Source organism: Rhizobium sp. ZK1 (assembly GCF_047782645.1).
In the GTDB taxonomy this organism is placed as follows: Bacteria; Pseudomonadota; Alphaproteobacteria; order Rhizobiales; family Rhizobiaceae; genus Rhizobium.
This window is the reverse complement of the sequence record NZ_CP180587.1, coordinates 426,147-448,038: the sequence shown is the minus strand read 5'-3', so window position 1 is coordinate 448,038 and position 21,892 is coordinate 426,147. Positions and strand designations below refer to the sequence as shown.

Here is a 21,892-nt window from a genome sequence, read left to right as displayed (position 1 = left end):
CGTGATACCTATCCCGACCTATTCCAGAGTTTTATTGGGCAAAGTCCTGTATTTCGGATATACAAAAATCAGCGTCGGCAAAATTCCTTCTCGTTTCCATCAGGATTTCGCGGCGTTGTGGAGGCTGACTTCTCCTGCGGTGCAAAATGCATGTTGCACTGCGACCAAAGACCTCATATCGCTGCTCGTGCCAGTGCTTTAGTCGGCAATCGAACGAAACAAAAAGAGCTTAGAGACGTGCAAAAACTGCCAAAGTTTTCCCGCCTTCTATTAGTCTTGCCGCTGTTTTTTTTGGCAGGATGCAATTTGGTGGTCATGTCGCCTTCGGGCGATATTGCCACCCAGCAGCGCGACCTCATCATCGTCTCCACGGTGCTGATGCTGCTGATCATCATTCCGGTGATCTTCCTCACGCTGCTTTTCGCCTGGCGCTACCGGCGCTCCAACACGACCGCGAACTACGCGCCCGAATGGCACCATTCGACCCGCCTCGAAATCGTGATCTGGGCAGCACCGCTCGCTATCATTATTGCGCTTGGCGCCGTCACCTGGATTTCCACGCACAAGCTCGATCCCTACCGCCCGCTCGACCGTATCGATGCGGACCGTGCCATTCCGGCAGATACCAAGTCGCTGACCGTCGAGGTCGTGGCGCTCGACTGGAAATGGCTGTTCTTCTATCCCGACCTCGGCATTGCGACGGTCAATGAGCTCGCAGCTCCCGTCGACGTACCGATCGACTTCAAGATCACCGCCTCCTCGGTGATGAACTCCTTCTTCATTCCTGCCCTTGCCGGGCAGATCTACGCCATGCCCGGCATGCAGACGAGACTGCACGCCGTCATCAACAAGGAAGGCGAATATGACGGCTTCTCCGCAAATTACAGCGGTGAGGGCTTCTCGCACATGCGCTTCAAGTTCCACGGCCTGAACCAGGAGGGCTTCGACGCCTGGGTGGCGCAGGTCAAGCAGCAGGGCACGATGCTCAACCGCGACGCCTATCTGAAGCTCGAAAAGCCGAGCGAGAAGGAGCCGGTGCGATACTATGCCCGCGCCGATGCCGATCTCTACGATGCGATCCTCAACATGTGCGCCACGCCGGGCAAGATGTGCGCGAGCGAGATGATGCACATCGACATGATGGGCGGCGGCGGCAAGGAAAGCGAAGAAAACCGCGAAAAGCTGACCTACGACAACCGCCATGCGGACGAAGGCATTGTCGCACCTGCAGCGACCGTGCCCGCAACGGGCGCTCCCGCACGCAGCGAGCCTGCCGAAAGCACCGATGGCAGCAGCATGCAGAACATGCCCGGAATGGACATGCAGCATGATGGCCATTCCATGCCCGGCAATAGCAATGGCGGCGATCCGGCGCCGGCGCAGCTCAACAACAATTAACCTGGCGCTTTGCGTCGCGAGACATAATGAACGGGTTGTTCCATGTTTTCCAATCCTGACCTCCTGAAGTTCATCTTCGGCCGGTTGACCCTCGACGCGATCCCGTATCACGAGCCGATCCTGGTCGTGACCTTCATCGGCGTCGTCATCGGCGCCATCGCGGTGCTGGGTATCATCACCTATTTCAAGTTCTGGGGTTCGCTCTGGAACGACTGGATCTGCAGCGTCGATCACAAGAAGATCGGCATCATGTACGTCATCCTCGCCGTCATCATGCTGTTGCGCGGCTTTTCGGATGCCATCCTGATGCGCGTACAGCAGGCGGTTGCCTTCAACGGCATTGAAGGCCCCCTGCCACCGCATCACTACGACCAGATCTTCACCGCCCACGGCGTCATCATGATCTTCTTCGTGGCGATGCCCTTCGTCACCGGCCTCATGAACTTCGTGGTGCCGCTCCAGATCGGTGCGCGCGACGTCTCCTTCCCGTTCCTCAACAACTTCTCATTCTGGATGACGACGGCAGGCGCCATCATCATCATGATCTCGCTCTTCATCGGCGAATTTGCACAGACCGGCTGGCTCGCCTATCCGCCGCTCTCGGGTGCCGCCTATAGTCCAGGCGTCGGCGTCGACTATTATATCTGGGGCCTGCAGGTCGCCGGTGTCGGAACGACGCTGTCAGGCATCAACCTGATCGCGACCATCGTCAAGATGCGCGCGCCGGGCATGACCTTCATGAAAATGCCGGTCTTCACCTGGACGGCGCTCTGCACCAACATCCTGATCGTCGCTTCCTTCCCGATCCTGACCGCGACGCTCGCCCTCCTGTCGCTCGATCGTTATGCCGGAACGAACTTCTTCACGAACGACCTCGGCGGCAATCCGATGATGTACATCAACCTCATCTGGATCTGGGGCCACCCGGAAGTCTATATCCTCGTTCTGCCGGCCTTCGGCATCTTCTCGGAAGTGGTCGCGACCTTCTCCGGCAAGCGCCTCTTCGGCTACGCCTCGATGGTCTACGCCACCTGCGTGATCATGATCCTCTCCTATCTCGTGTGGCTGCATCACTTCTTCACGATGGGTTCGGGCGCTTCCGTCAATTCCTTCTTCGGCATCACCACGATGATCATCTCCATCCCGACGGGGGCGAAGATGTTCAACTGGCTCTTCACCATGTATCGCGGCCGCATCCGCTACGAGGTGCCGATGCTGTGGACGGTCGGCTTCATGGTGACTTTCGTCATCGGCGGCATGACCGGGGTCATGCTTGCCGTCCCCCCGGCCGACTTCGTCCTGCACAACTCGCTGTTTCTGATCGCGCACTTCCATAACGTGATCATCGGCGGCGTTCTGTTCGGCATGTTCGCCGGTGTGAACTACTGGTTTCCAAAGGCCTTCGGCTTCAAGCTCGACCCCTTCTGGGGCAAGATGAGCTTCTGGTTCTGGCAGATCGGCTTCTGGTTCGCCTTCATGCCGCTCTACGTGCTCGGCCTGATGGGCGTCACCCGCCGCATGAGCCAGTTCGACGATCCGTCGCTGCAGATCTGGTTCATCATCGCCGCCTTCGGCGTCGGCCTGATTGCGCTCGGCATTGCGTCCTTCCTGATCCAGATCGTCGTCTCCTTCAGGAAGCGCGAAGAGCTGCGCGACGACAGCGGCGACCCGTGGGACGGTCGTACGCTGGAATGGTCGACTTCCTCGCCGCCGCCGGACTACAATTTCGCCTTCACGCCGGTCGTGCATGATCACGACAGCTGGTACGATATGAAGAACCGCGGCTATGAGCGTCCGCTCGGCGGCTTCAAGCCTATCCACATGCCGAAGAATACCGGCACCGGCGCGATTCTGTCCGCCATCAGCGTGGCGCTCGCCTTCGGCCTGATCTGGTACATGTGGTGGCTGGTGGTCGTCTCGGCCGTCGCCATGCTCATCGTCGCGATCGGCCATACGTTCAACTACAAGCGTGACTTCTACATCCCTGCGGATGAAGTCATCGAAACGGAAGGCAAGCGCACCAAGCTGCTTGCCGAGCAGGTGTAAGAGACCATGAGCGATCACACTATCGACACGGCCGAAAGGCCTGAATTCTACCTCACGGAAGACCATCATCCGGAGAACAGCACCAATCTGGGCTTCTGGCTCTATCTGATGAGCGACTGCCTGATCTTCTCGGTGCTGTTTGCCACCCATGCCGTGCTCGGCCGCAGCTATGCGGCCGGCCCGTCGCCGGCCGATCTCTTCGATCTGAGGCTGGTCGCCATCAACACGTCGATGCTGCTTCTCTCCTCCATCACCTACGGGTTTGCGATGCTGCAGATGGAGCGCAACGCAAAGGCGGAAACGCTGTTTTGGCTGGCCGTGACCGGCCTCTTCGGCGCAGTCTTCATCGGCCTCGAACTCTATGAGTTCGTGAACCTCATCCATGAGGGCGCAGGACCGCAGCGCAGTGCCTTCCTGTCGTCCTTCTTTACGCTGGTCGGCACACACGGTCTGCACGTCACCTTCGGCATCATCTGGCTGGTCACGTTGATGGTGCAGGTATCCATGCACGGTCTGATCGAAGCCAACCGCCGGCGTCTGATGTGCCTTTCGATGTTCTGGCACTTCCTCGACGTCGTCTGGATCGGCGTCTTTTCCTTTGTCTATCTGATGGGAGTTCTTGGATGAGTTCGCAAGCACCCGCACATGAGGATGCCCACGAGGCTCATCACGGCCATAGTCACGGGCATCAGGCCGGTCACGGCACATTCAAGAGCTACGTGACGGGCTTCATTCTCTCCGTCATCCTGACTGCCATCCCCTTCTGGCTAGTCATGGGAGAGGTGTTCGAAAATCATGTCGTGACGGCGATCTTCGTGATGGTGTTCGCCGCCGTGCAGATCGTCGTTCACATGATCTTCTTCCTGCACATGAATACGAAGTCGGAAGGCGGCTGGACGATCATGGCGCTGATCTTCACGATCATCATCGTCGCGATCGCGCTGTCGGGTTCGCTCTGGGTCATGTATCACCTGAATACGAACATGATGCCGATGAGCCCTGAAATGATGAAGAACATGCCGTAACGGCTGGGGAAATGGGCGGCGGCAACGCCGCCCATTGCGGTTTACTCATGACCGATCTCTCTTCCGACCAACAGGACAGGCCGCGTTCGGCCGTCACACTTGCGATCCTTGGGCTCGGCCTTCTGGCCCTCATCGCTGCCCTGATCACGCTCGGCACCTGGCAAGTCTATAGGCTCTCCTGGAAACTCGATCTGATCGCCCGCGTCGATGCGCGCGTCCACGCCGAGCCCGTCGTCCCGCCAGCTCGCGCCGACTGGGGCAAGGTCAATGCCGCCGATGACGAATATCGGCGAGTGACGGCAACAGGCGCCTTCGAAAACGACAAGGAAACGCTTGTCACCGCATCGACAGCGCTTGGCGCCGGCTACTGGGTGCTGACGCCGCTTCGGCTCGCGGATGGCAGCGCGATCCTCATCAATCGCGGCTTCGTGCCGACCGACCGCCGCGACCCGGCTTCACGACCGGAGAGCTGGATTGCCAAACCCGCAAGCGTCACCGGGCTGATGCGCATGAGCGAGCCGAAAGGCATGCTCTTACGCTCCAACGATCCGGTTGCCGACCGCTGGTATTCGCGCGATGTGCCAGCCATTGCCGAAAAGCGGGGCATCGCAGATGTCGCGCCGTTTTTCATCGACGCGGACGCGACGCCCAATGCCGGCGGCTTGCCCGTCGGAGGGCTGACGGTCCTCGACTTCCCGAACAACCATCTTGTCTATGCGATCACCTGGTATGTGCTGGCGATCATGGTGGCGGGGCTGCTCATCTATATCGTGCGAAACGAGACCAGGGTACGCCGGGGAACATGAGCGATCACCGATCGGGACGGCAGGCTTCTCGACTTTCATGATGAAGGCGAGTTGTCGCCGTCCGTCGTTACCAAGTCAGTCGAAGCTTAGTCCGCTGTTATCTTGGTTTGCCGTCACAGAGCGTCCCTGACTCGGGCGTTTGCGACGGTGATTGTCTTGCGCATGACTGCGGTAAGGGCCAGGAAGAACTCTCCCGAATTCAGGAACTTGAGTGCGCTGGATCCCCATGACACGCACAGGAATTGTCTGTTGACCTCAATCCTCGCCGCCTCTCCTTCAATCAAGGATTGATGTTCATCTTCGGGCAGTTCGGAGATATCGATCGGCTTGAGATCGACGGCAAGGTTGGTCGCGGTGATCACCTGCTCCATGAACTTGAAGGTCGCCATGGAAGGATGGGAATCAATAGGCCTCTGCGAGTCAAGCGATTGCCCGCCCGATCGCTTCGGCAAGCTGGGCTTGTGAAAAGGGTTTGCCGAGGCGTGGCACGTCAATGATACCGACGCCTTCGGGAATCTCGGCAAAGCCCGTCGCAAGGATGACAGGCATATCTGGCCATTCAGCCCGGATTGCGAGCAGCAGTTGCGAACCGGTCATGCGTGGCATGGCATGATCGGAAATGACGAGATCGACCTCTTCGTGGCGAAGAATATCGAGCGCATCGGCGCCGGCGGTCGCCTCGAATACGGTGTGACCGAGATCTTCCAGCATGAGGGCCGTATTCATCAAGACCAGCCCGTCGTCATCGACGGCAAGAATGCGCAGCGGTCGCGAACTGATTAAGGTCTCGGGCAAGGATTGTTCAGGCTGTTCGACCACGCATTCGGCTTCCGCGACCGGGAACCACAACTCCGCCGCCGTTCCCTCCCCGAGCCGGCTTTTCAGAACGAGCCTGCCGCCGGACTGGCCGGCAAGACCCTGCACCATGGAAAGGCCGAGCCCTGTGCCCTTGCCGACACCTTTGGTGGTGAAGAAGGGCGTCGTGGCCTGCTTCAGCGTCTCTTCGTCCATACCTTCCCCGTCATCGCTGACGACGACACGAACATAATGACCGGGCGGCAGATTGCCGTCCTCCGACGCGACCTCTTCTGAAGCGCTGATCCTGATACGGCCACCACCCGACACGGCGTCACGGGCATTGACGACGAGGTTGAGTACGGCCGTCTCGAGCTGGTTCGGATCGGTGGCGATCGCCGGCAGACTCTCGGGAACTTCGGTTTCAAGCGAGGCGATCGGGCCGAGGGAGCGCGAAACCATGTCCATCATACCGCGCAAGAGCTCGCAAGCATCAATCGTCTCAACCTGCAACTCCTGACGGCGGGAAAAGGCGAGCATGCGCTGGGTCAGTGCCGCGCCGCGCTGGGCGCCGAGCATGGCATTGTCGACAAGCGGCGACAGAGCGGGGTCCTGCGGCATGCGCTTCTTGAGGATTTCGAGGCTACCCAGCACCGCCATCAGCAAATTGTTGAAGTCGTGCGCGATACCGCCGGTCAACTGGCCAATCGCTTCCATCTTCTGTGCCTGGAAAAGTTCTTCGCGGGTCCGCTCCAGCGCACGCTGCGTTTCCAGCTTCTCAGTGATGTCGCGAGTAATCTTGGCAAAACCGATAATCTCGCCAAAATCGTCCCAGATCGCATCGATCACGACACTGGCCCAGAAGCGGGAGCCATCCTTGCGCTGGCGCCAGCCTTCCTTTTCGAGCCGTCCGTCGCGGCTGGCGATGGCCAGTGCCTGCTGAGGCAATCCGTTAAGGCGATCCTCATCTGTATAGAAAGTGGAAAAGTGTCGGCCAATGATCTCTTCTGACCTGTAACCCTTGATGCGCTCAGCGCCGGAATTCCAGCTCGTCACGTTGCCTTCGAGATCAAGCATGTAGATCGCATAATCGGAGACGCCCTGAACGAGAAGGCGAAACTGCTCTTCGCTGCGCCTCAACGCGTTCTCGGCCTCCTTGCGCTCCGTCACGTCGCGGGTGATATTGGCAAAACCCATCAACTCGCCGGAGGCATGGCGGATCGGATCGATGATGACATGCGCCCAGAAGCGCGTGCCATCCTTGCGCTGGCACCAGCCTTCCCCCTCGAAGCGTCCTTTCGTCACGGCAATTTTAAGCGCCCTGGCGGGCAGACCGACCTGCCTGTCGGCATCGACGTAGAAACAGGAAAAATGCTGGCCGAGGATTTCGGAAGCGCGATAACCCATGAAACGCTGGGCGCCGGAATTCCAGCTCGCCACAAGACCTTCGGGCTTAGCATGTAGATCGCATGGTCGGTAATCGCATCGACGAGCACCCGGAAACGCCCCTCGTCTTCGAGAGACGTATCATATCGGTTCAAGGCTTCCATCGGCCCCCGCTAAACGATTCACCAGCGCAGTTTAACGCCGGCAGGGGCTTATAGTTCCAGCTGAACGAGGAATTTCCTCAGACAGCCTGGCTCTGCGGATAGAAGCGTGCCGCAATTCGCTCCGAAGCCGAATAGGCCTGCGTGACGATCTCAGGCACGAGATCGATGTCCGGCAGACTGCCGAGACCGAGCGGACCAACCGCAAAGAGTCCATCAATCGACGAGCCGTCGTCCAGGAACGGTTCCCCGCGGGCATTGACCGCCAAGCCAAGCGCAAGCTCGTCAGGCATGGCGAGACGCGCCGCAAGCAAGCTCTGAATCAGAGGAGCGGAAAGATCAGGCGCATGACAACGGCAATCGATGATGCGTTCGGCGTGGATGACCTCTTCGCTGGACGAACCGGCCGGCATGAAGAACAGGCCGCTGAGACCTCGGCGCCCGGCGCGACCACGCCTGAGCACGGTGCGGCCCTCGGCAAGCTCGCGCTTGAGGCGCAGATGCATGGTTTCCGGCAGGCGGTTGCGGTGGCTGTCATAGATCGCCCGCAGATGCCGGTTGAACTGACGCTTCTGGCGCGCCGGCAACGAACGCCAGAGCGAACGGGCGTGCCTGCGAAGGCCGTTCATGACCGACTGCCAGCTTCGCCCCTCCTCTTCCGCCTCGCGGCAGGCCTGGCGGATGAAGCTGACGATGTCCGGCAGGCCTTGCGGCAGCGCCTCGGCCGGGAAGACCGGATCTGCGGAATTCGGCGTGTGGCTCTGCGGCAGGAAACCGTGCCGTGAAATGATCGTTACCTGCCCGGCATAACCGGAGTCGCGAAGCTGCAGCAGCTGGTCCACGACGCGAATGCCACTGCCGAGAAGCACCGTATGAGGACGGGCAACAAGGCGCTGCGCCCTGACCGGTGAGACTTCCTGCTCTTCGGCCTCGGAGCGAGGCAGGCCGTAGCCGGTCGCGAGGATAACGGTATCGAAAAGCGGATTGGCAGGATTGGCACTTTCGAGCAGGAAGCGGTTGCCATGGCTCCTGCGGATTGCCACGACCGGATCGTGACAGACCTGGACAGTAATGTCCCGACGGGCGGCCAGCGCTTCGGAAAAGCGCTGGTAGACATAATCGCTGAAGATTTCCCTGGGCACGAAGATCTGCCGGAAGCCCGGAATCGCGGCAGGCACGGCGGCGCGGAACTCGGCATTGCTACAAAGCCAGTCGTTGAAATCGTCGGGATCGCCGAGCGAGACGGAGAGGTCGCGAACGCGCGTATTGAGAATGGTGGACGACCGTGCCGAGGAGAGAGCCTGACCGCCGTTGACTGTGGAATTCGGATCGAAAAGCTGGAGGTGGAACGGCGTACGCACGGTGCGCATCAGCGCTACCGCCATCATCATGCCGGAAAAACCACGGCCGACGATCGCAATACGCGGCACAGCGGAAATTTGCGCCGCCGCAATCGCTTTGCCGGAAAAAAGTCCCTGAACCGTCATCTCAACTCCCTTGCGGCTCATCCGCATGTGTCTCGATCGAGGTTTCAACGCAGAACATCTGAAGCCATGCGTTGGGCAGGTTCATGCGGCCATGCAAACAATCGCCGCTAAATCGGGTTCCGTCCGGAACCATGACAGGCTGGAGAAGACGCCCTCACCCTGCCCCATAGTCTATTAAACTAGTCGTGTATGAAAGCGTGAAAAGCACAAGGTAGCAAGAAGTTTATTTTACCACCTGCCCAACACCCTGATCCAAAACGGAAAATGAGTCCGGCCTAGGCGAGGATTTCGGCGGTGAAGGAAAACCGCGCCGTTTGGCCCGCAGCAAGCACCATCGTATAGGGGCGGCCCTCCAGATCGTCCGGACCGCCATTTTCGGCGGCTGTTCCGTGCCAGGGCTCGATGCAGAGGAAGGGAGCGTCGGGCTTGGTCCAGAGCGCCAGATTGGGCAGGTTCTCGAAGCTGAAATGCATGGCCGGGCCACCTTCGGCCTCATAACGCAGACCGGAGCCTGCACCTTCGGGGAAGATCATCGCATCCTGCTCGAACATCGAGTGGTCGAGCACCAGGCTGCCAGCCATGAAGGGCGAGGCAAGTTTCTTCGGCGATATCAGCCCTCCTTCGAGCCTTCGCAGCGCCGGCTCGGCACCATTGTCCAGCGTAATGGTATGCGGCTTTTTTGCAGCACCCGGCAGCGGCCAGAGAAAGGCCGCATGGAAGCCGAGGCCGAAAGGCATCGAGCGGCTGTCGCGGTTCGTGACTTCGGCGGCAACGGTCAGAGCCCGGCCTTCGACGCTGTGGATGACGGCCAGCAGGAAATCAAAGGGATAGACCGCCTTCGTCGTCTCTGAAGCGGCAAGCTCGTAGCGGCAGCTCGTCTCGGACGAAGATGCCAGCGCAAATTCACTGCGGCGGGCAAAACCGTGCTGGGCCATCGGCGCGCTCTGGCCATCGACTTTCAGGATATCGTTCGGCGCCTTGCCGACCATCGGAAACAGGATCGGTGAACGCCCAGTCCAGAAGGCGGCGTCACCATTCCAGACCCAGGAGCGCCCATCACTCGATGTCAGCGCCTGCATTTCCGCACCGAGCGAGGAAACATCGACCGTGAGAAACTGATTTGCAATCCGGATCGTGGATGACATCGAAGCCTCTTCGTGCTGGTTGGCGAGCGGACCATACATGCCCGGAAGGAGGATTTCCACCGGCGATGTGGAGCGCCGAGATTTTCGTTTTCGAGCCGGAAAATACCCCTGCTGCGTGTGGCGGCGGGGGCCGACGGTAACGCTGCCATCCAATGCGAGGAAGGCTCACGTAAAAATAACCGGCTGGTGAATTCTTTACTTGAACCCCCTGCCGGAATCGGCAAAAGTGGGTGTGCTATCAATCCCTTCATGGATTTGCCTTCTTTCCGGGCCATTTGGTCCGAGCACACATCTATTGGAAAAATACCGTGAGCAGCGATGCGTCCATACGCGCGACGAAGCCTTCGGCTTCGATGGCGCTTGCAACCGCGGCGGGGTGGGGCAAGGGCCTCTACACACTGTTCCGCATCACCGTCATGGCCTTCCGCCATCCCTGGCAAGCCGGTTTCGCCATCGGCGCCACGCTGATCGCCTCAACCTTCCAACTGCTGATCCCTCGCCTGCTCGGCCAGGCCGTCGACCATACGCAGGTGGCGCTTCACGGAGGTACGATCGGACAGCACGCGCAGGACGCGCTTTTGACGACGGCGCTGCTTCTGCTCGGCGCCAGCGTGCTGCGCGGCATCTTCACGATGATCCAGAACTACTACAGCGAGGCAGTCGGCCACCATATGGGCTACGAGCTGCGCCTTGCCTGTTACGAGAAAATCCAGCGCCTCTCCTTCTCTTTCCATGACAGCGTGCATTCAGGTGATCTCATTACCGTCGGCCTGCTCGATCTCGAAGGCGTGCGCATGTATTTCTCGACGGCGCTCGTGCGCGTCTTCCTGCTGACCATGCTGATCGGTATCGGCGCCTATATGCTGCTCTCGACCGACGTGGTGCTCGGTCTGCTGGCGCTCTCCTTCGTGCCCTTCGTCGGCTGGCGTTCTTCCGTCACCCAGCTTCGCCTGCGCGCCACCTGGCTCGACCTACAGCAGCGGCTTTCGGTGCTGACGCGCATCATGGAGGAAAATCTCGGCGGCATCCGCGTCGTGCGCGCTTTCGCAGCGCAGGAGCACGAACTGTCGAAGTTCGACGACGCCTCGAAAAATGCGCTGCAACTTGCCCATCAGCGCGTCGGTATCCGTGTCATCAATACCAGCGCCATGACCTTTTCCTTCTTTGCGTCCATGGGTCTGGTGCTGTGGGTCGGCGGCGGCAAGGTGCATTCCGGCGAGATCACCGTCGGCACGCTCGCCTCGTTCCTGACTTTCATGACCATCCTGCAGATGCCGGTGCGCCAGCTCGGCCTGATGGTCAACGCCTTCGCCCGCGCTTCGACCTGCGGTACGCGCCTTTTTGACCTTCTGGATCTTGAAATCGCCGTGCGCGACGCCCCGGATGCGAAGGAGTTGACGGTAACGGACGGTACGCTGCGCTTCGAGAATGTCAGCTTCGCCTATCCGAGTTCGCCGATGCACGAGGTTCTGCACGACGTGAGCTTTGAGGCGAAGCGTGGCGAGACGATCGGTATCGTCGGCCCGCCCGGCAGCGGCAAATCGACGCTCGCGCATCTGATCCCGCGCTTCTATGACGTGACCGGCGGCAAGATCACCATCGACGGACAGGATATTCGTAAGGCGACCCTGCAGTCACTGCGCCGCTCCGTCGCCGTCGTGCAGCAGGATTCCTTCCTGTTCACGACGACGATCGAGAACAACATCGCCTATGGCGACCCCTGGGCCAAGGAAGGCCGAATCGAGCGTGCCAGTGAGAGCGCACAGTTGCACAACTACGTGCTGGGCCTGCCGACGGGCTATGGCACGGTCGTCGGCGAACGCGGCGTCTCGCTTTCGGGCGGCCAGCGCCAGAGGCTTTCGATCGCCCGCGCGCTGATGCTGAAACCCGCGGTCATGGTGTTTGACGATTCGACCGCGGCGATCGACGCGGCAACGGAACAGCGCATTCGCAGCGCCATGCGCCGCTACGCGGCCGATCGCGTGACGATCATCGTCGCCCATCGCCTGAGTTCGCTGATGCATGCCAACAAGATCTTCTTCATCGAGGATGGCCGCATCATCGAACAGGGCACGCATGACGAGCTGTTGGCGCTCGGCGGACGATACAAGGCACTTTACGATTTGCAGGTGCGACCGGGCGACGACGCTTTGAGCGCGTAAGAAACCGGCGCAGGAGGAAACAGGATGGCCGAAGAATTGGAAACCGAGCGTCCTGACGTTCGCGAGGATGGCAGGCGCCCGCCAAGGGCGGTCGTCGGATCGCAGCGGGTCGAAGAAGAAATCTTCGGCAAGGTCTTCGATTCCAACATCGTCAAGCGCATCTGGGCCTTCGTGCATCCCTACCGGCGCGATGTGATCCTGTCGGTGATTTCGGTGCTGGTCTTCACCGGTATGCAGCTTCTCATTCCACTGATCATCCGCTACGCCATCGACCATGGCATGCAACCGGACGACAATGGCTCAGCACTGACCTTGGCGATCGTCGCCTTCCTGATTGCCATCCTCATCAACTACGGGGCCAGCTACTTTCAGGAAACGCTGGTTGGCGGCGTAGCGGAAAACGTGCTCTTCGATATCCGCAAGGCGATGTTCTCCCATCTCCAGCGCGTGTCGCTCTCCTTCATGGACAAGACCGAGGTCGGCCGGTTGATGTCGCGCCTGCAGGGCGACGTCAACTCGATGCAGGAATTCCTCGAAACCTGCGTACTCTCGGTCGGCGATATCTTCCTGCTCTTCGGCATCGTCTTCGTGATGCTCTATCTCGACTTCAAGCTCGGCTTGCTGACGCTGTCGGTGCTGCCGGTTCTCTTCGTCGTGCGCCTGTTCTGGCTACCGCTTGCCCGCAAATCCTTCATGGCAGCGCACGAGACGAACTCGGTGGCGAACGGCGCCCTGGCCGAAGCGATCCATGGCGTGCGCGCCGTCCAGAGCATGGACCGGCAGGAGGTCAACTTCACGCTTTACGACGACAAGGCGCATGCCAACCTGCTGACGCATCTGACTGCAGCCCGTTACGCGCAGATCATGGTGCCGATCGTCGATACGCTGACCGGTATCGCCATGGCGCTCGTCATCGTCGTCGGCGGCGCGCGCGTGTTGAACCAGGCGCTCGATGTCGGCGTGCTTGTCGCCTTTCTCTTCTATATCCAGCGCTTCTTCGACCCGATCCGTTCTTTGACCTTGCAATATTCCGTCATGCAGCGCGCCATGGCGTCAGGCCAACGTTTGACCGACGTGCTCGACGTGCCGGTCGAAATCAGGGATGCTCCGGATGCCAAGGTGCTTTCGCCCGACATGGACGGCTCTGTCGAATTCCGCGATGTCGTCTTTGGCTACAATCCGAAGCACCCGGTACTCAAGCATGTGAGCTTCAGGGTCAATCCCGGCGAGACGGTTGCCCTTGTCGGCCCGACCGGTTCAGGCAAATCGAGCTGCATGTCGCTGATCCACCGCTTCTACGAAGTGCAGCAGGGACAGGTCGTTGTCGGCGGCCATGACGTCCGCGAGTTGACGCAGGATTCTCTCGGCCAGCAGATCGCCATGGTGCTGCAGGAGCCCTTCCTCTTCACGGGCACGGTTTTTGAAAACATCCGCTATCACAAGACGGAAGCCACCCGCGAGCAGGTGATCGAGGCTGCCAAGGCTGTCGGCGCGCACGACTTCATCATGCGCTTGCCCCAAGGTTACGACAGCATGCTCGGCGAGCGCGGCGGCAATCTCTCGCTCGGCCAGCGTCAGCTTCTCTCCTTTGCCCGCGCATTGGTGGCCGACGCCAAGATCCTGGTGCTCGATGAGGCGACCGCCAATATCGACAGCTATACGGAGATGCTGATCCAGAAGGCGCTGGTGAAGCTGCTCGAAAACCGTACCGGCCTCGTCATCGCTCATCGCCTGGCAACGATCCGGGAAGCCGATCGCATTATCGTGCTGCAGAATGGCGAAATCGTCGAAAGCGGCAATCACCAGCAGCTCATGAAGAATGGCAAGCTTTACTCGAAGCTCTATAACCTCAACTACGCTTCCTTCGACGATATTCCCGAGGACGTGCTGGAAGAAACGGTGACGGAATCAGCGACCTGACGCCGGCAGTTGCGATTGCGCGTTTGAGCCAGCCGAATTCGCCCTGAGGATTTCAGTGCAAAATATAAATTGAGGCCCTGCGCGCCATTTCTTGGCGGGCCTGCCTCAAAAGGTGCAAGATTTGAACGAACAAACGCCGCCGTGGAGCATTTTATGTTCTATAGGGGCGATTTGCGACTAAGGAGAATGTTATGAAGAGAATTGTTGGCAGTCTGTTGATTGCGACGGCCCTTGTGGGCTCGGCTATTCAACCTGCTGCCGCACGCGACCATCATCACCACGACAATACCGGCCGTGCCATTGCCGGCGGCCTGGCAGCGGGTGTCGTCGGTGGCCTGATCGGCGGCGCCATCGTCAATAGCGGTCCCCGCTATGTCGACGGCCCCCGCTACTATGATGCAGGTCCGCCACCGCCGCGGTGCTGGTACGAGGATCGTGACGTCCGCAACCGCTACGACGGCGGCTATCACACCGAAACCGTACGGGTCTGCGATTAACGGCTTCGAGAATCACTTGACGCACTAAAGCGGCATTGACCTGATCCCTCGGTATCGCCGCTGCCTCTCGCCTCCTCGGCCGGGATTGGAGTTGCAATCCCGGCCATGCTCGCCAGAAACTGACGACGTATCGGTTGCGGCTCATTCCGCTCAGCCGGAAAAATCTCTCATCTGTCATTCGTCTGCAAAGAACCGCCGTTAGGTGTCGGCCCGGGCAATTGCACGGCTGTGCCACATGATTGCACCCGCGCAATGGGCAGAGAAAATGGACGGGGATGAATTCCTGAAACGACAAGACTTGGACCGCCCCTCCGGCGCGACCAGTGTCAACTTACTGCCATCGTTTCTCTCTTCATCATCTGCTGGTGGAGATTGCCACATCGCATCACCCGTCCGCGGCTCATCCAGCACCGGTCTTCAATGCTGATCGTTGAGCGGTGCTGGAAGGCAAATGTTTTTATCGCGCACGGGGCGCGTTGAGGGAAACCCGATGAGTGATGGTCCTGTGAACGACGGCAAGGCACAGAAGAAGGAGCGCATGCGCTTCGTGAGCGCCGAACAGGTGGCGCAGCTTGCCGGTGTTTCCCGCTCGGCCGTATCGCGCACCTTTACGCCGGGAGCAAGCGTTGCACCCGCGACGCGCGAGAAGGTGCTGCGCGCGGCTGAGGAACTCGGCTACCACGTCAACGATCTTGCGCGCGGCGTACTGGCCAATCAGAGCCGTCTTGTCGGCATTGTCGCCACCAAGCCGGAAATCGGCTTCCGCGCCCATCTCGCCGCAGCGCTCGCCAAGTTCCTGATCCAGCGCGGCAGCATTCCGATCCTCATCAACACCGGCCAGACGGAAGTCGAACTGCTGGCCGCCCAGAAGATGCTGATCGGCCATCGCGCAGAGGCGATCATCATCCTTTCCGGCTCGCCGCCGGCAAGCTTCTTCGAGCTTGCGCAGCGCAACGGCCAGCCGCTCATCGTCATCGGCCGCTCCGAACCGGATGCCGACCATGTGCGCGCCGGCAACTCGGAAGCCTCCCGCAAGGCGGCGACAGTCTTTTTCGAGGGTGGACGACGCCGCCTGGCAGTTGCCGGCTCCCACACCGGCACACCGAGCATCATCGAGCGCGAAAGCGCCTTCCTGTCGACGGCCGAAGGTCTGGGCGCAGAAGTGTTCATCGGGCGCGGCGCGGATTCGGATTATGAGAGCGGCATTACCGCGGGCCGCGCCCTGTTTTCGCAAAAGATGCGTCCCGACGCCGTCTACTGCGCCAACGACCAGATCGCCTTTGGGCTGATGGACTATGTGCGGCAGGAGACCAAGCTGCGCATTCCCGAGGATGTCGCCATCATCGGCTTCGACGATGTTCCCGAGGCGTCCTGGCTGAGCTATCAGTTGACCACCTTCCGTCAGGATCCGCTGGTCATGGCGCTGCGCGCCGTCGAACTGATGGAGCGGCGCCTGGCAAATCCGGACTTGCCGCCGGGTTATGAACGCGTCATTCCTGAGCTCGTTTTCCGCCAGAGCTTCAGGCCCTGATTCCTTTCCGAAAGATCCCCATGCATTGCGAATTTCCTGATGATGCCCGCTTCGTGCTTGCCAAAGACGTGATCCTTGATGCGGCAGGTAAGGCGCTCTCCTACTTCTCCGATCTCTCCTCACTGGAAACAGGCCACAAGCTGAACGGCCAGGATGTTGTGAGCCAGGCCGATAAGGCCGTGGAAGCAATGATCCGCGAGCGCATCACCGCCGCCTTCCCCGATGATGGCGTGCTCGGTGAAGAGGCAGGACTGGCAGAAGGTCCTTCCGGTTATCTCTGGGTCGTCGATCCCATCGATGGCACGAGCTGCTTCGTGCACGGCATCGACCAATGGTGCATCTCGATCGCCATCATGAAGGGCGAAGAAACCGTGCTCGGCCTCATCTGCCAACCGACATCGGGCGATCTTTTCGTGGCGAGGAAAGGCGCCGGCGCCTTTCTGAACGGCAAGGCGATCAGCGTCGACAAGACCACCAGGATCGGCACCGGGCTTCTCGGTGTCGGCGCCAATTTCCGCATTCCGCTGAAGCAGGTCTCGATCTTCATCCACCTGCTGCTGGAGGCAGGTGGCATGTTCATCCGCAACGGGTCCGGTGCGCTCATGCTGGCGCAGGTCGCCTGCGGTCGGCTCGCCGGCTATTATGAACCGCATATCAACGCCTGGGACTGCATGGCCGGGCTGTTGATGATCCGCGAGGCCGGCGGCTGGACCGAAACCTTCCCCGGCAAGGGCACTCTTTTGACCGGTGGCCCGGTCATTGCCGCAGCTCCCGGCGTGAAGGACGATCTCATGCGGCTCGTCAGCCGCTCGCTGCAGGATGAATTGGCGTAAGTCCGCCGCCCTGCGGAAAACAGCCTCGGCACATTTGGTGCCGAGGCTTTGATTTACAGGGTCGTCAGGCGCCGCGCGGCACGGCGTCATGCTCCTTGCGCGCCATCACGGTCGCGACGACAAAGACCAGCAGTGCGCCGGCGGCAAGGCAGGCGGCCAGGAAGAACATCGGTGCAATGATGCTTCCCGTCTCATCCTTGATCCAGGGCACGACGTTCTGGGCAACGAAGCCGCCGAGATTGCCGACGGAATTGATGGCGGCAAGCCCGGCCGCAGCCCCCGCCCCCTTCAGGAAGCGCGAGGGCAGGCTCCAGAAGACGGGCTGCGGCGCGAAGATGCCGGCTGCGGCAATGCAAAGAAAAACGAATTGCAGCACGTGGTTCGAAACGAGTGCGGACAAGAGAAGGCAGGCAGCACCGATGAAGGCCGGAATGACGATATAGGGCGTCTTTGCCTTCGCCCGGTCAGCGGCAGCCGGCACCGCCCATAAGGCGATCGCGACGAGCACCCAGGGGATGATGTTGATGAAGCCGTTCATGGTGTTGCTGACACCGAAGGCGCGAACGATCGTCGGCAGCCAGTAGCTGAGGCCGTAAGCTGCGAGCGGAAAGGCGATGTAGCAGAGCGCCATCAACAGGACGCGGGGGTCGACGAGCGCCTTGAAGCCGTTTTCGGCATTGTGGTCCATGCCGGAATTCTCGGATGCAAGCCGATTTGCGAGCCAGTCCTTCTCCTTGTCACTGAGGAAACTTGCACTTTCGGGCCGGTCGTAAAAATAGAAGAAGGTGACGATACCGGCGATGACGGCCGGAATGCCGGTTGCCAGAAACACCCATTGCCATCCTGCATGGCCGAGCAGGCCGTCGAGATCGAGCAGCATGCCTCCAACCGGCGCGCCGACCGCATTGGCAAGCGCGCTGAAGATCATGAACAGCCCTACCATGCGGCCACGATAGGACGACGGAAACCAAAGCGTCAGAAGATAGAGGACGCCGGGAAAGAAGCCCGCCTCGCAGACACCGAGCAGGAAGCGCAGGATATAGAACATCGTCGCATTCTGCGTATAGGAGAGCAGGATGGTGACGATGCCCCAGGAAACCAGGATGCGGGCGAACCAGACGCGTGCGCCGAACCTGTCGAGGAACAGGTTGCTCGGCACTTCAAAGAGGAAATAGCCGATGAAAAAGAGCGAGGCGCCAAGGCCATAGGCATATTCGCTCATGCCGAGCGCATCGACCATTTCGAGCTTGGCGTAGCTGACGTTCTGACGATCGATATATGCAATGAGGTAAAGGATTCCGAGGAATGGCATGAGCCGCCAGGTAATCTTCGAGATCAACTGCTGTTCGTTGACCATGTAAATTCTCCAAATGGTTGTTGCTTTTCTTCTCGATAGATAGCCGCATGTCGCAGATTATCAACCGCGCCGGACGGTTGGGGAGGCCACCGCATTGACAAGCGATATGTCGACAGTCATGCCTAACGGAGCGGAAGCCATCCATCCCGTCGTATCTCCAGAGAGGTCATCATGACCCTGCCCTCCCCCCGCGATTTCCTGACCTTGCTCTTTTCCGCAGCCGTGCGTGCCGCTGATCCCCTGACTGGCATCACCGCGCATCTGCCGCAAAAACCCAGGGGTAAGACGGTGGTGATAGGTGCCGGCAAGGGAGCGGCACAGATGGCGCGTGCGCTGGAAGGCGTGTGGGTCGGGCCCCTCGAAGGCGTGGTCGTTACCCGCTACGGCTATGGCTGCGAAACGCAGAACATTAAGATCATCGAAGCTGCCCATCCGGTTCCCGATGCCGCCGGCCTTGCCGCCTCCAGGCAGCTGATGGCAGCTGTCGCAGGATTGAGTGAGGACGATCTCGTCATTGCCCTGATCTGCGGCGGCGGCTCGGCGCTGCTGCCTTCCCCGCCCGAAGGGCTGACGCTGCAGGACGAGATCCTGCTCAATGAACTGCTGCTTGCCTCGGGCGCACCGATTTCGGCCATGAACGTCGTGCGCAAGCATCTCTCTACCATCAAGGGCGGACGGCTGGCTGCCGCAACCAAAGCCCGCTTCGTCAGCCTGATCGTCTCCGATATTCCCGGCGACAACCCCGCCCATGTAGCCTCTGGCCCGACCGTTCCCGACAGCTCAACCCGGCATGATGCGCTTCAGATCATCCGGCAATACAGCCTCAAGCTCCCACAGGCGGCTATCGATCATCTGAACTCCCCCAAGGCCGACGCGCCGCGGCCGAGCGATCCGGTCTTTGCCCGCCACGAACATCACATCATCGCCTCGGCCGGCGTATCGCTCGAAGCCGCAGCCGAGCTCGCCCGTTCTCAGGGCATAACACCGGCGATCCTGTCGGATTCCATCGAAGGGGAAGCGCGCGACGTGGCGCTGGTGCTTGCGGCGATCGCCCGCGAGGTCGCGGGTCGCGACCGGCCTTTCACGAAGCCGGTCGTCATTCTCTCCGGCGGCGAGACGACGGTGACATTGCGCGCCAAGGGCGGCAAAGGCGGCCGCAACTGCGAATTCGCGCTCGCGCTCGCACTGGCGATCGACGGGTATGACGCCATTCACGTGCTTGCCGCCGACACTGACGGCATCGACGGCTCGGAGAACAATGCCGGTGCATTTTCCGACGGCGGTACGGTCAAGCGGCTGCGCGCTGCCGGCCTCGACCCACGCCGCGTGCTCGACGGTAACGACAGCTATTCCGGCTTCAAAGCCATCGGCGACCTGTTCGAAACCGGCCCGACCGGCACCAATGTCAACGACTTCAGGGCAATCCTGATCGCCTGACCGCTCGTCCACGCAAGATCAGGGCGGCTCACCGCTCTACCGATGCGTTCTCGGGTAGGGATTTGGCTCCGGCGGCCTCCAGTTGGCGAGTGTCGCGGGATCGGGCTTCCATACCTCGACTTTCAAAGGATGGCAGGCGGCCGCATCGCTGGAATGGCTTGCGCCGCAATCGCCGCCCGGGCAGGCCGACAAGGCGCCGAGAAGATCGATCTCTGCAAAGAATTCGATGAAATCTCCCGGCCGCACGGGACTGGCCTTCATGAAATACTGGTGTGTATCCCTGGTGAAGCCGGTGCACATGAAGACATTCAGCACGTCATGCACATGCATCTCGGCCTGTTCGAGCGGCATGCCCGTGTCGGCGGCAAGCGCCCGCGTCAGGTTCGAATGGCAACAGTGATGATAATCACCGCCCTTCAGCAATCGGTTGGTATAGGGATCGCAGCGGGTGCCGATGACGTCATGAATGCCGGCGCCATCCTCATCCCAACCATACCAGCCGAGACTGTCATAGGTGATGGTCGCCATGGGGCGCAGGTATGGCAGCGTGCTCCAGAGACGATCACCGACACCGACATGGGTGGCATGCAGCGCCCGCGTCTTGCCGCTGAAAAAACGTTCGGTGAGATCGGCGGCGTTCCACAGATTAAGGTCACCGACCTGCGGGCCGTCCACGCTGACGATGCGAAAGAAATGCCCCTGCGGAACATGGAAGCTGCTCGCCTCGCGCGGCGGCACGATCAGTTCGCTGACCTTCGTCAGCGTTTGCCGCGCACTCTCGAAAAGACTGAGATCGGCCAACGGCAGCGTCTCGACGGGATAGACGACCACGGGCGGTGCTGCGCGTCGCTCGGCTGCGTCAGAAGGAATTGGCACGATCGACTGTTTCGACATCCTGATATTTTCGCTCCGCTGGCGGTTTTCGGGTCTTGTGCCCCGCGAGACACGATAAGTCGATGAGCACTCTTAGCGAGGCTGCGGCATTGGGCAACCGAGATGATTCTTGCTCTATGGACAAGTTTTGCTTAGTCATCTCGACATGAGAAACCTTCCCCTCGCATCCCTACGGGCATTCGAAGCGGCCGCGCGCCACGAAAGCTTTGTCCGGGCGGCTGCCGAACTGAATCTGAATCCCACCGGCATCAGCCAGCACGTGAAGGCAATGGAGACTTGGCTCCGTATCCCCCTGTTTCGGCGTCATAGCCGTGGCGTGACGTTGACGGCCGCCGGCAGGGAATTTGGCGCGGCCGTCACCTATGCGTTGGCGCATATCGAAGTCGCCGCCGGGCAGTTGAGGCTGGAAGCAAACAGCCGCCCGGTCAGCGTTGCGTGCATTCCCTCCATGGCAGTGCGATGGCTCATTCCGCAGCTGCCCAGACTGAGAATTGCTTTTCCTGAAATCAGGATCAACATCGTCTATGCGCTGGATGCCAGGACGCCCGAAGCGGCCGGTGCCGACCTGCTGATCTGCCACGGATTCCGGCCGAGCACCGGCGCCATCAAGCTCCTTGATGCCGAAACCAGACCAACCTGTTCGGCAGAATTCCTCGCCCGGCATGGCCCATTTCACAAGCCAGCCGACCTGCTTGCCTGCGAAATCCTGCATGACGAGACGACCGATGCCTGGGCGCGCTGGCTGTCAGGTGCCGGCATCCATTCCGCGCCGAAGGCCGGACCTATTTTTGCCGACTTCAATCTCATGATCGGCTCGTTGATCAGTGGCCAGGGTGTCGGCCTTTGCCCAACCGCGCTGATTGCAGAAGAGATCGCGGCAGGTTCGCTTGTTTCCCTCTTCGAGCGGGCTTCCGATATGGACAAGGCTTATTGGCTCATCGAGGCAAAGGGCCTCTCGCGCGAGGCAAAAACGCTTCGTGATTGGCTGCTTGCTGCAAGACAGGAGAACTGA

17 protein-coding genes and 1 pseudogene are annotated in these 21,892 nt (G+C 60.4%); 12 read left to right on the top strand and 6 right to left on the bottom strand.

From position 1 onward, the window contains the following. Positions 1-237: 237 nt before the first annotated feature. From cyoA to ACK9YZ_RS24640, 5 genes are read left to right on the top strand one after another with little or no spacing between them, the layout of a single operon-like run. The gene (gene cyoA, locus ACK9YZ_RS24660) at positions 238-1,398 is read left to right on the top strand and encodes a ubiquinol oxidase subunit II (RefSeq protein ID WP_216759243.1); all 1,161 of its coding nucleotides are present in this window, start codon (positions 238-240) and stop codon (positions 1,396-1,398) included. Between the two features lie 42 nt (positions 1,399-1,440). Further along, entirely contained in the window at positions 1,441-3,444 is a 2,004-nt protein-coding gene (gene cyoB, locus ACK9YZ_RS24655) for a cytochrome o ubiquinol oxidase subunit I (RefSeq protein ID WP_216759244.1), read from the top strand. Between the two features lie 6 nt (positions 3,445-3,450). Further along, the gene (gene cyoC, locus ACK9YZ_RS24650) at positions 3,451-4,071 is read left to right on the top strand and encodes a cytochrome o ubiquinol oxidase subunit III (protein WP_216759245.1); all 621 of its coding nucleotides are present in this window, start codon (positions 3,451-3,453) and stop codon (positions 4,069-4,071) included. Then, positions 4,068-4,469 carry a cytochrome o ubiquinol oxidase subunit IV gene (cyoD, locus tag ACK9YZ_RS24645; protein WP_216759246.1) on the top strand — a complete coding sequence of 134 codons (402 nt, stop codon included), beginning with the start codon at positions 4,068-4,070 and terminating at the stop codon, positions 4,467-4,469. The genes cyoC and cyoD overlap by 4 nt, the downstream gene beginning before the upstream one ends. 47 nt (positions 4,470-4,516) lie before the next feature. Then, the gene (locus ACK9YZ_RS24640) at positions 4,517-5,275 is read left to right on the top strand and encodes an SURF1 family protein (RefSeq protein WP_416067949.1); all 759 of its coding nucleotides are present in this window, start codon (positions 4,517-4,519) and stop codon (positions 5,273-5,275) included. Between the two features lie 113 nt (positions 5,276-5,388). On the opposite strand, the gene ACK9YZ_RS24635 is transcribed toward ACK9YZ_RS24640, so the two are convergent. The 4 genes and pseudogenes from ACK9YZ_RS24635 to ACK9YZ_RS24620 form a co-directional block, all read right to left on the bottom strand. After that, on the bottom strand, positions 5,389-5,664 hold the full coding sequence (locus ACK9YZ_RS24635; protein ID WP_416067948.1) for a hypothetical protein: 276 nt from the start codon (positions 5,662-5,664) through the stop codon (positions 5,389-5,391). A gap of 31 nt (positions 5,665-5,695) precedes the next feature. Beyond that, positions 5,696-7,620: pseudogene (locus tag ACK9YZ_RS24630) on the bottom strand (PAS domain S-box protein). A 77-nt stretch (positions 7,621-7,697) separates the two neighbouring features. Then, complete coding sequence (locus ACK9YZ_RS24625) at positions 7,698-9,104, bottom strand: FAD/NAD(P)-binding protein (protein WP_416067947.1); 1,407 nt, start codon at positions 9,102-9,104, stop codon at positions 7,698-7,700. A gap of 275 nt (positions 9,105-9,379) precedes the next feature. Beyond that, on the bottom strand, positions 9,380-10,249 hold the full coding sequence (locus tag ACK9YZ_RS24620) for an aldose 1-epimerase family protein (RefSeq protein ID WP_416067946.1): 870 nt from the start codon (positions 10,247-10,249) through the stop codon (positions 9,380-9,382). A 308-nt stretch (positions 10,250-10,557) separates the two neighbouring features. Here ACK9YZ_RS24620 and ACK9YZ_RS24615 point away from each other — a divergent pair, with 308 nt between their 5' ends. From ACK9YZ_RS24615 to ACK9YZ_RS24595, 5 genes are all read left to right on the top strand, one after another. Continuing rightward, positions 10,558-12,411, top strand: a complete 1,854-nt coding sequence (locus tag ACK9YZ_RS24615; protein ID WP_416067945.1) for an ABC transporter ATP-binding protein — start codon at positions 10,558-10,560, stop codon at positions 12,409-12,411. A gap of 24 nt (positions 12,412-12,435) precedes the next feature. Then, on the top strand, positions 12,436-14,331 hold the full coding sequence (locus ACK9YZ_RS24610) for an ABC transporter ATP-binding protein (protein WP_416067944.1): 1,896 nt from the start codon (positions 12,436-12,438) through the stop codon (positions 14,329-14,331). 191 nt (positions 14,332-14,522) lie between these two features. Then, positions 14,523-14,828, top strand: coding sequence for a hypothetical protein (locus tag ACK9YZ_RS24605; protein WP_416067943.1), 306 nt, complete (start codon positions 14,523-14,525; stop codon positions 14,826-14,828). Positions 14,829-15,318: 490 nt separating this feature from the next. Further along, positions 15,319-16,359, top strand: a complete 1,041-nt coding sequence (locus ACK9YZ_RS24600) for a LacI family DNA-binding transcriptional regulator (protein ID WP_216759255.1) — start codon at positions 15,319-15,321, stop codon at positions 16,357-16,359. Between the two features lie 20 nt (positions 16,360-16,379). After that, on the top strand, positions 16,380-17,192 hold the full coding sequence (locus tag ACK9YZ_RS24595) for an inositol monophosphatase family protein (protein WP_416067942.1): 813 nt from the start codon (positions 16,380-16,382) through the stop codon (positions 17,190-17,192). Between the two features lie 64 nt (positions 17,193-17,256). Here ACK9YZ_RS24595 and ACK9YZ_RS24590 read toward each other — a convergent pair whose 3' ends face one another. Further along, positions 17,257-18,549, bottom strand: a complete 1,293-nt coding sequence (locus ACK9YZ_RS24590) for an MFS transporter (RefSeq protein ID WP_416067941.1) — start codon at positions 18,547-18,549, stop codon at positions 17,257-17,259. 171 nt (positions 18,550-18,720) lie between these two features. On the opposite strand from ACK9YZ_RS24590, the gene ACK9YZ_RS24585 reads away from it, so the two are divergent. Further along, positions 18,721-19,986, top strand: coding sequence for a glycerate kinase type-2 family protein (locus ACK9YZ_RS24585; protein WP_416067940.1), 1,266 nt, complete (start codon positions 18,721-18,723; stop codon positions 19,984-19,986). A gap of 36 nt (positions 19,987-20,022) precedes the next feature. Here the strand turns inward: ACK9YZ_RS24585 and ACK9YZ_RS24580 are convergent, their stop codons facing one another. Beyond that, positions 20,023-20,880, bottom strand: coding sequence for an urea carboxylase-associated family protein (locus tag ACK9YZ_RS24580; RefSeq protein ID WP_416067939.1), 858 nt, complete (start codon positions 20,878-20,880; stop codon positions 20,023-20,025). Between the two features lie 145 nt (positions 20,881-21,025). Here ACK9YZ_RS24580 and ACK9YZ_RS24575 point away from each other — a divergent pair, with 145 nt between their 5' ends. Beyond that, positions 21,026-21,892: a LysR substrate-binding domain-containing protein gene (locus ACK9YZ_RS24575; protein ID WP_416067938.1), complete on the top strand. Its 867-nt coding sequence runs from the start codon at positions 21,026-21,028 to the stop codon at positions 21,890-21,892.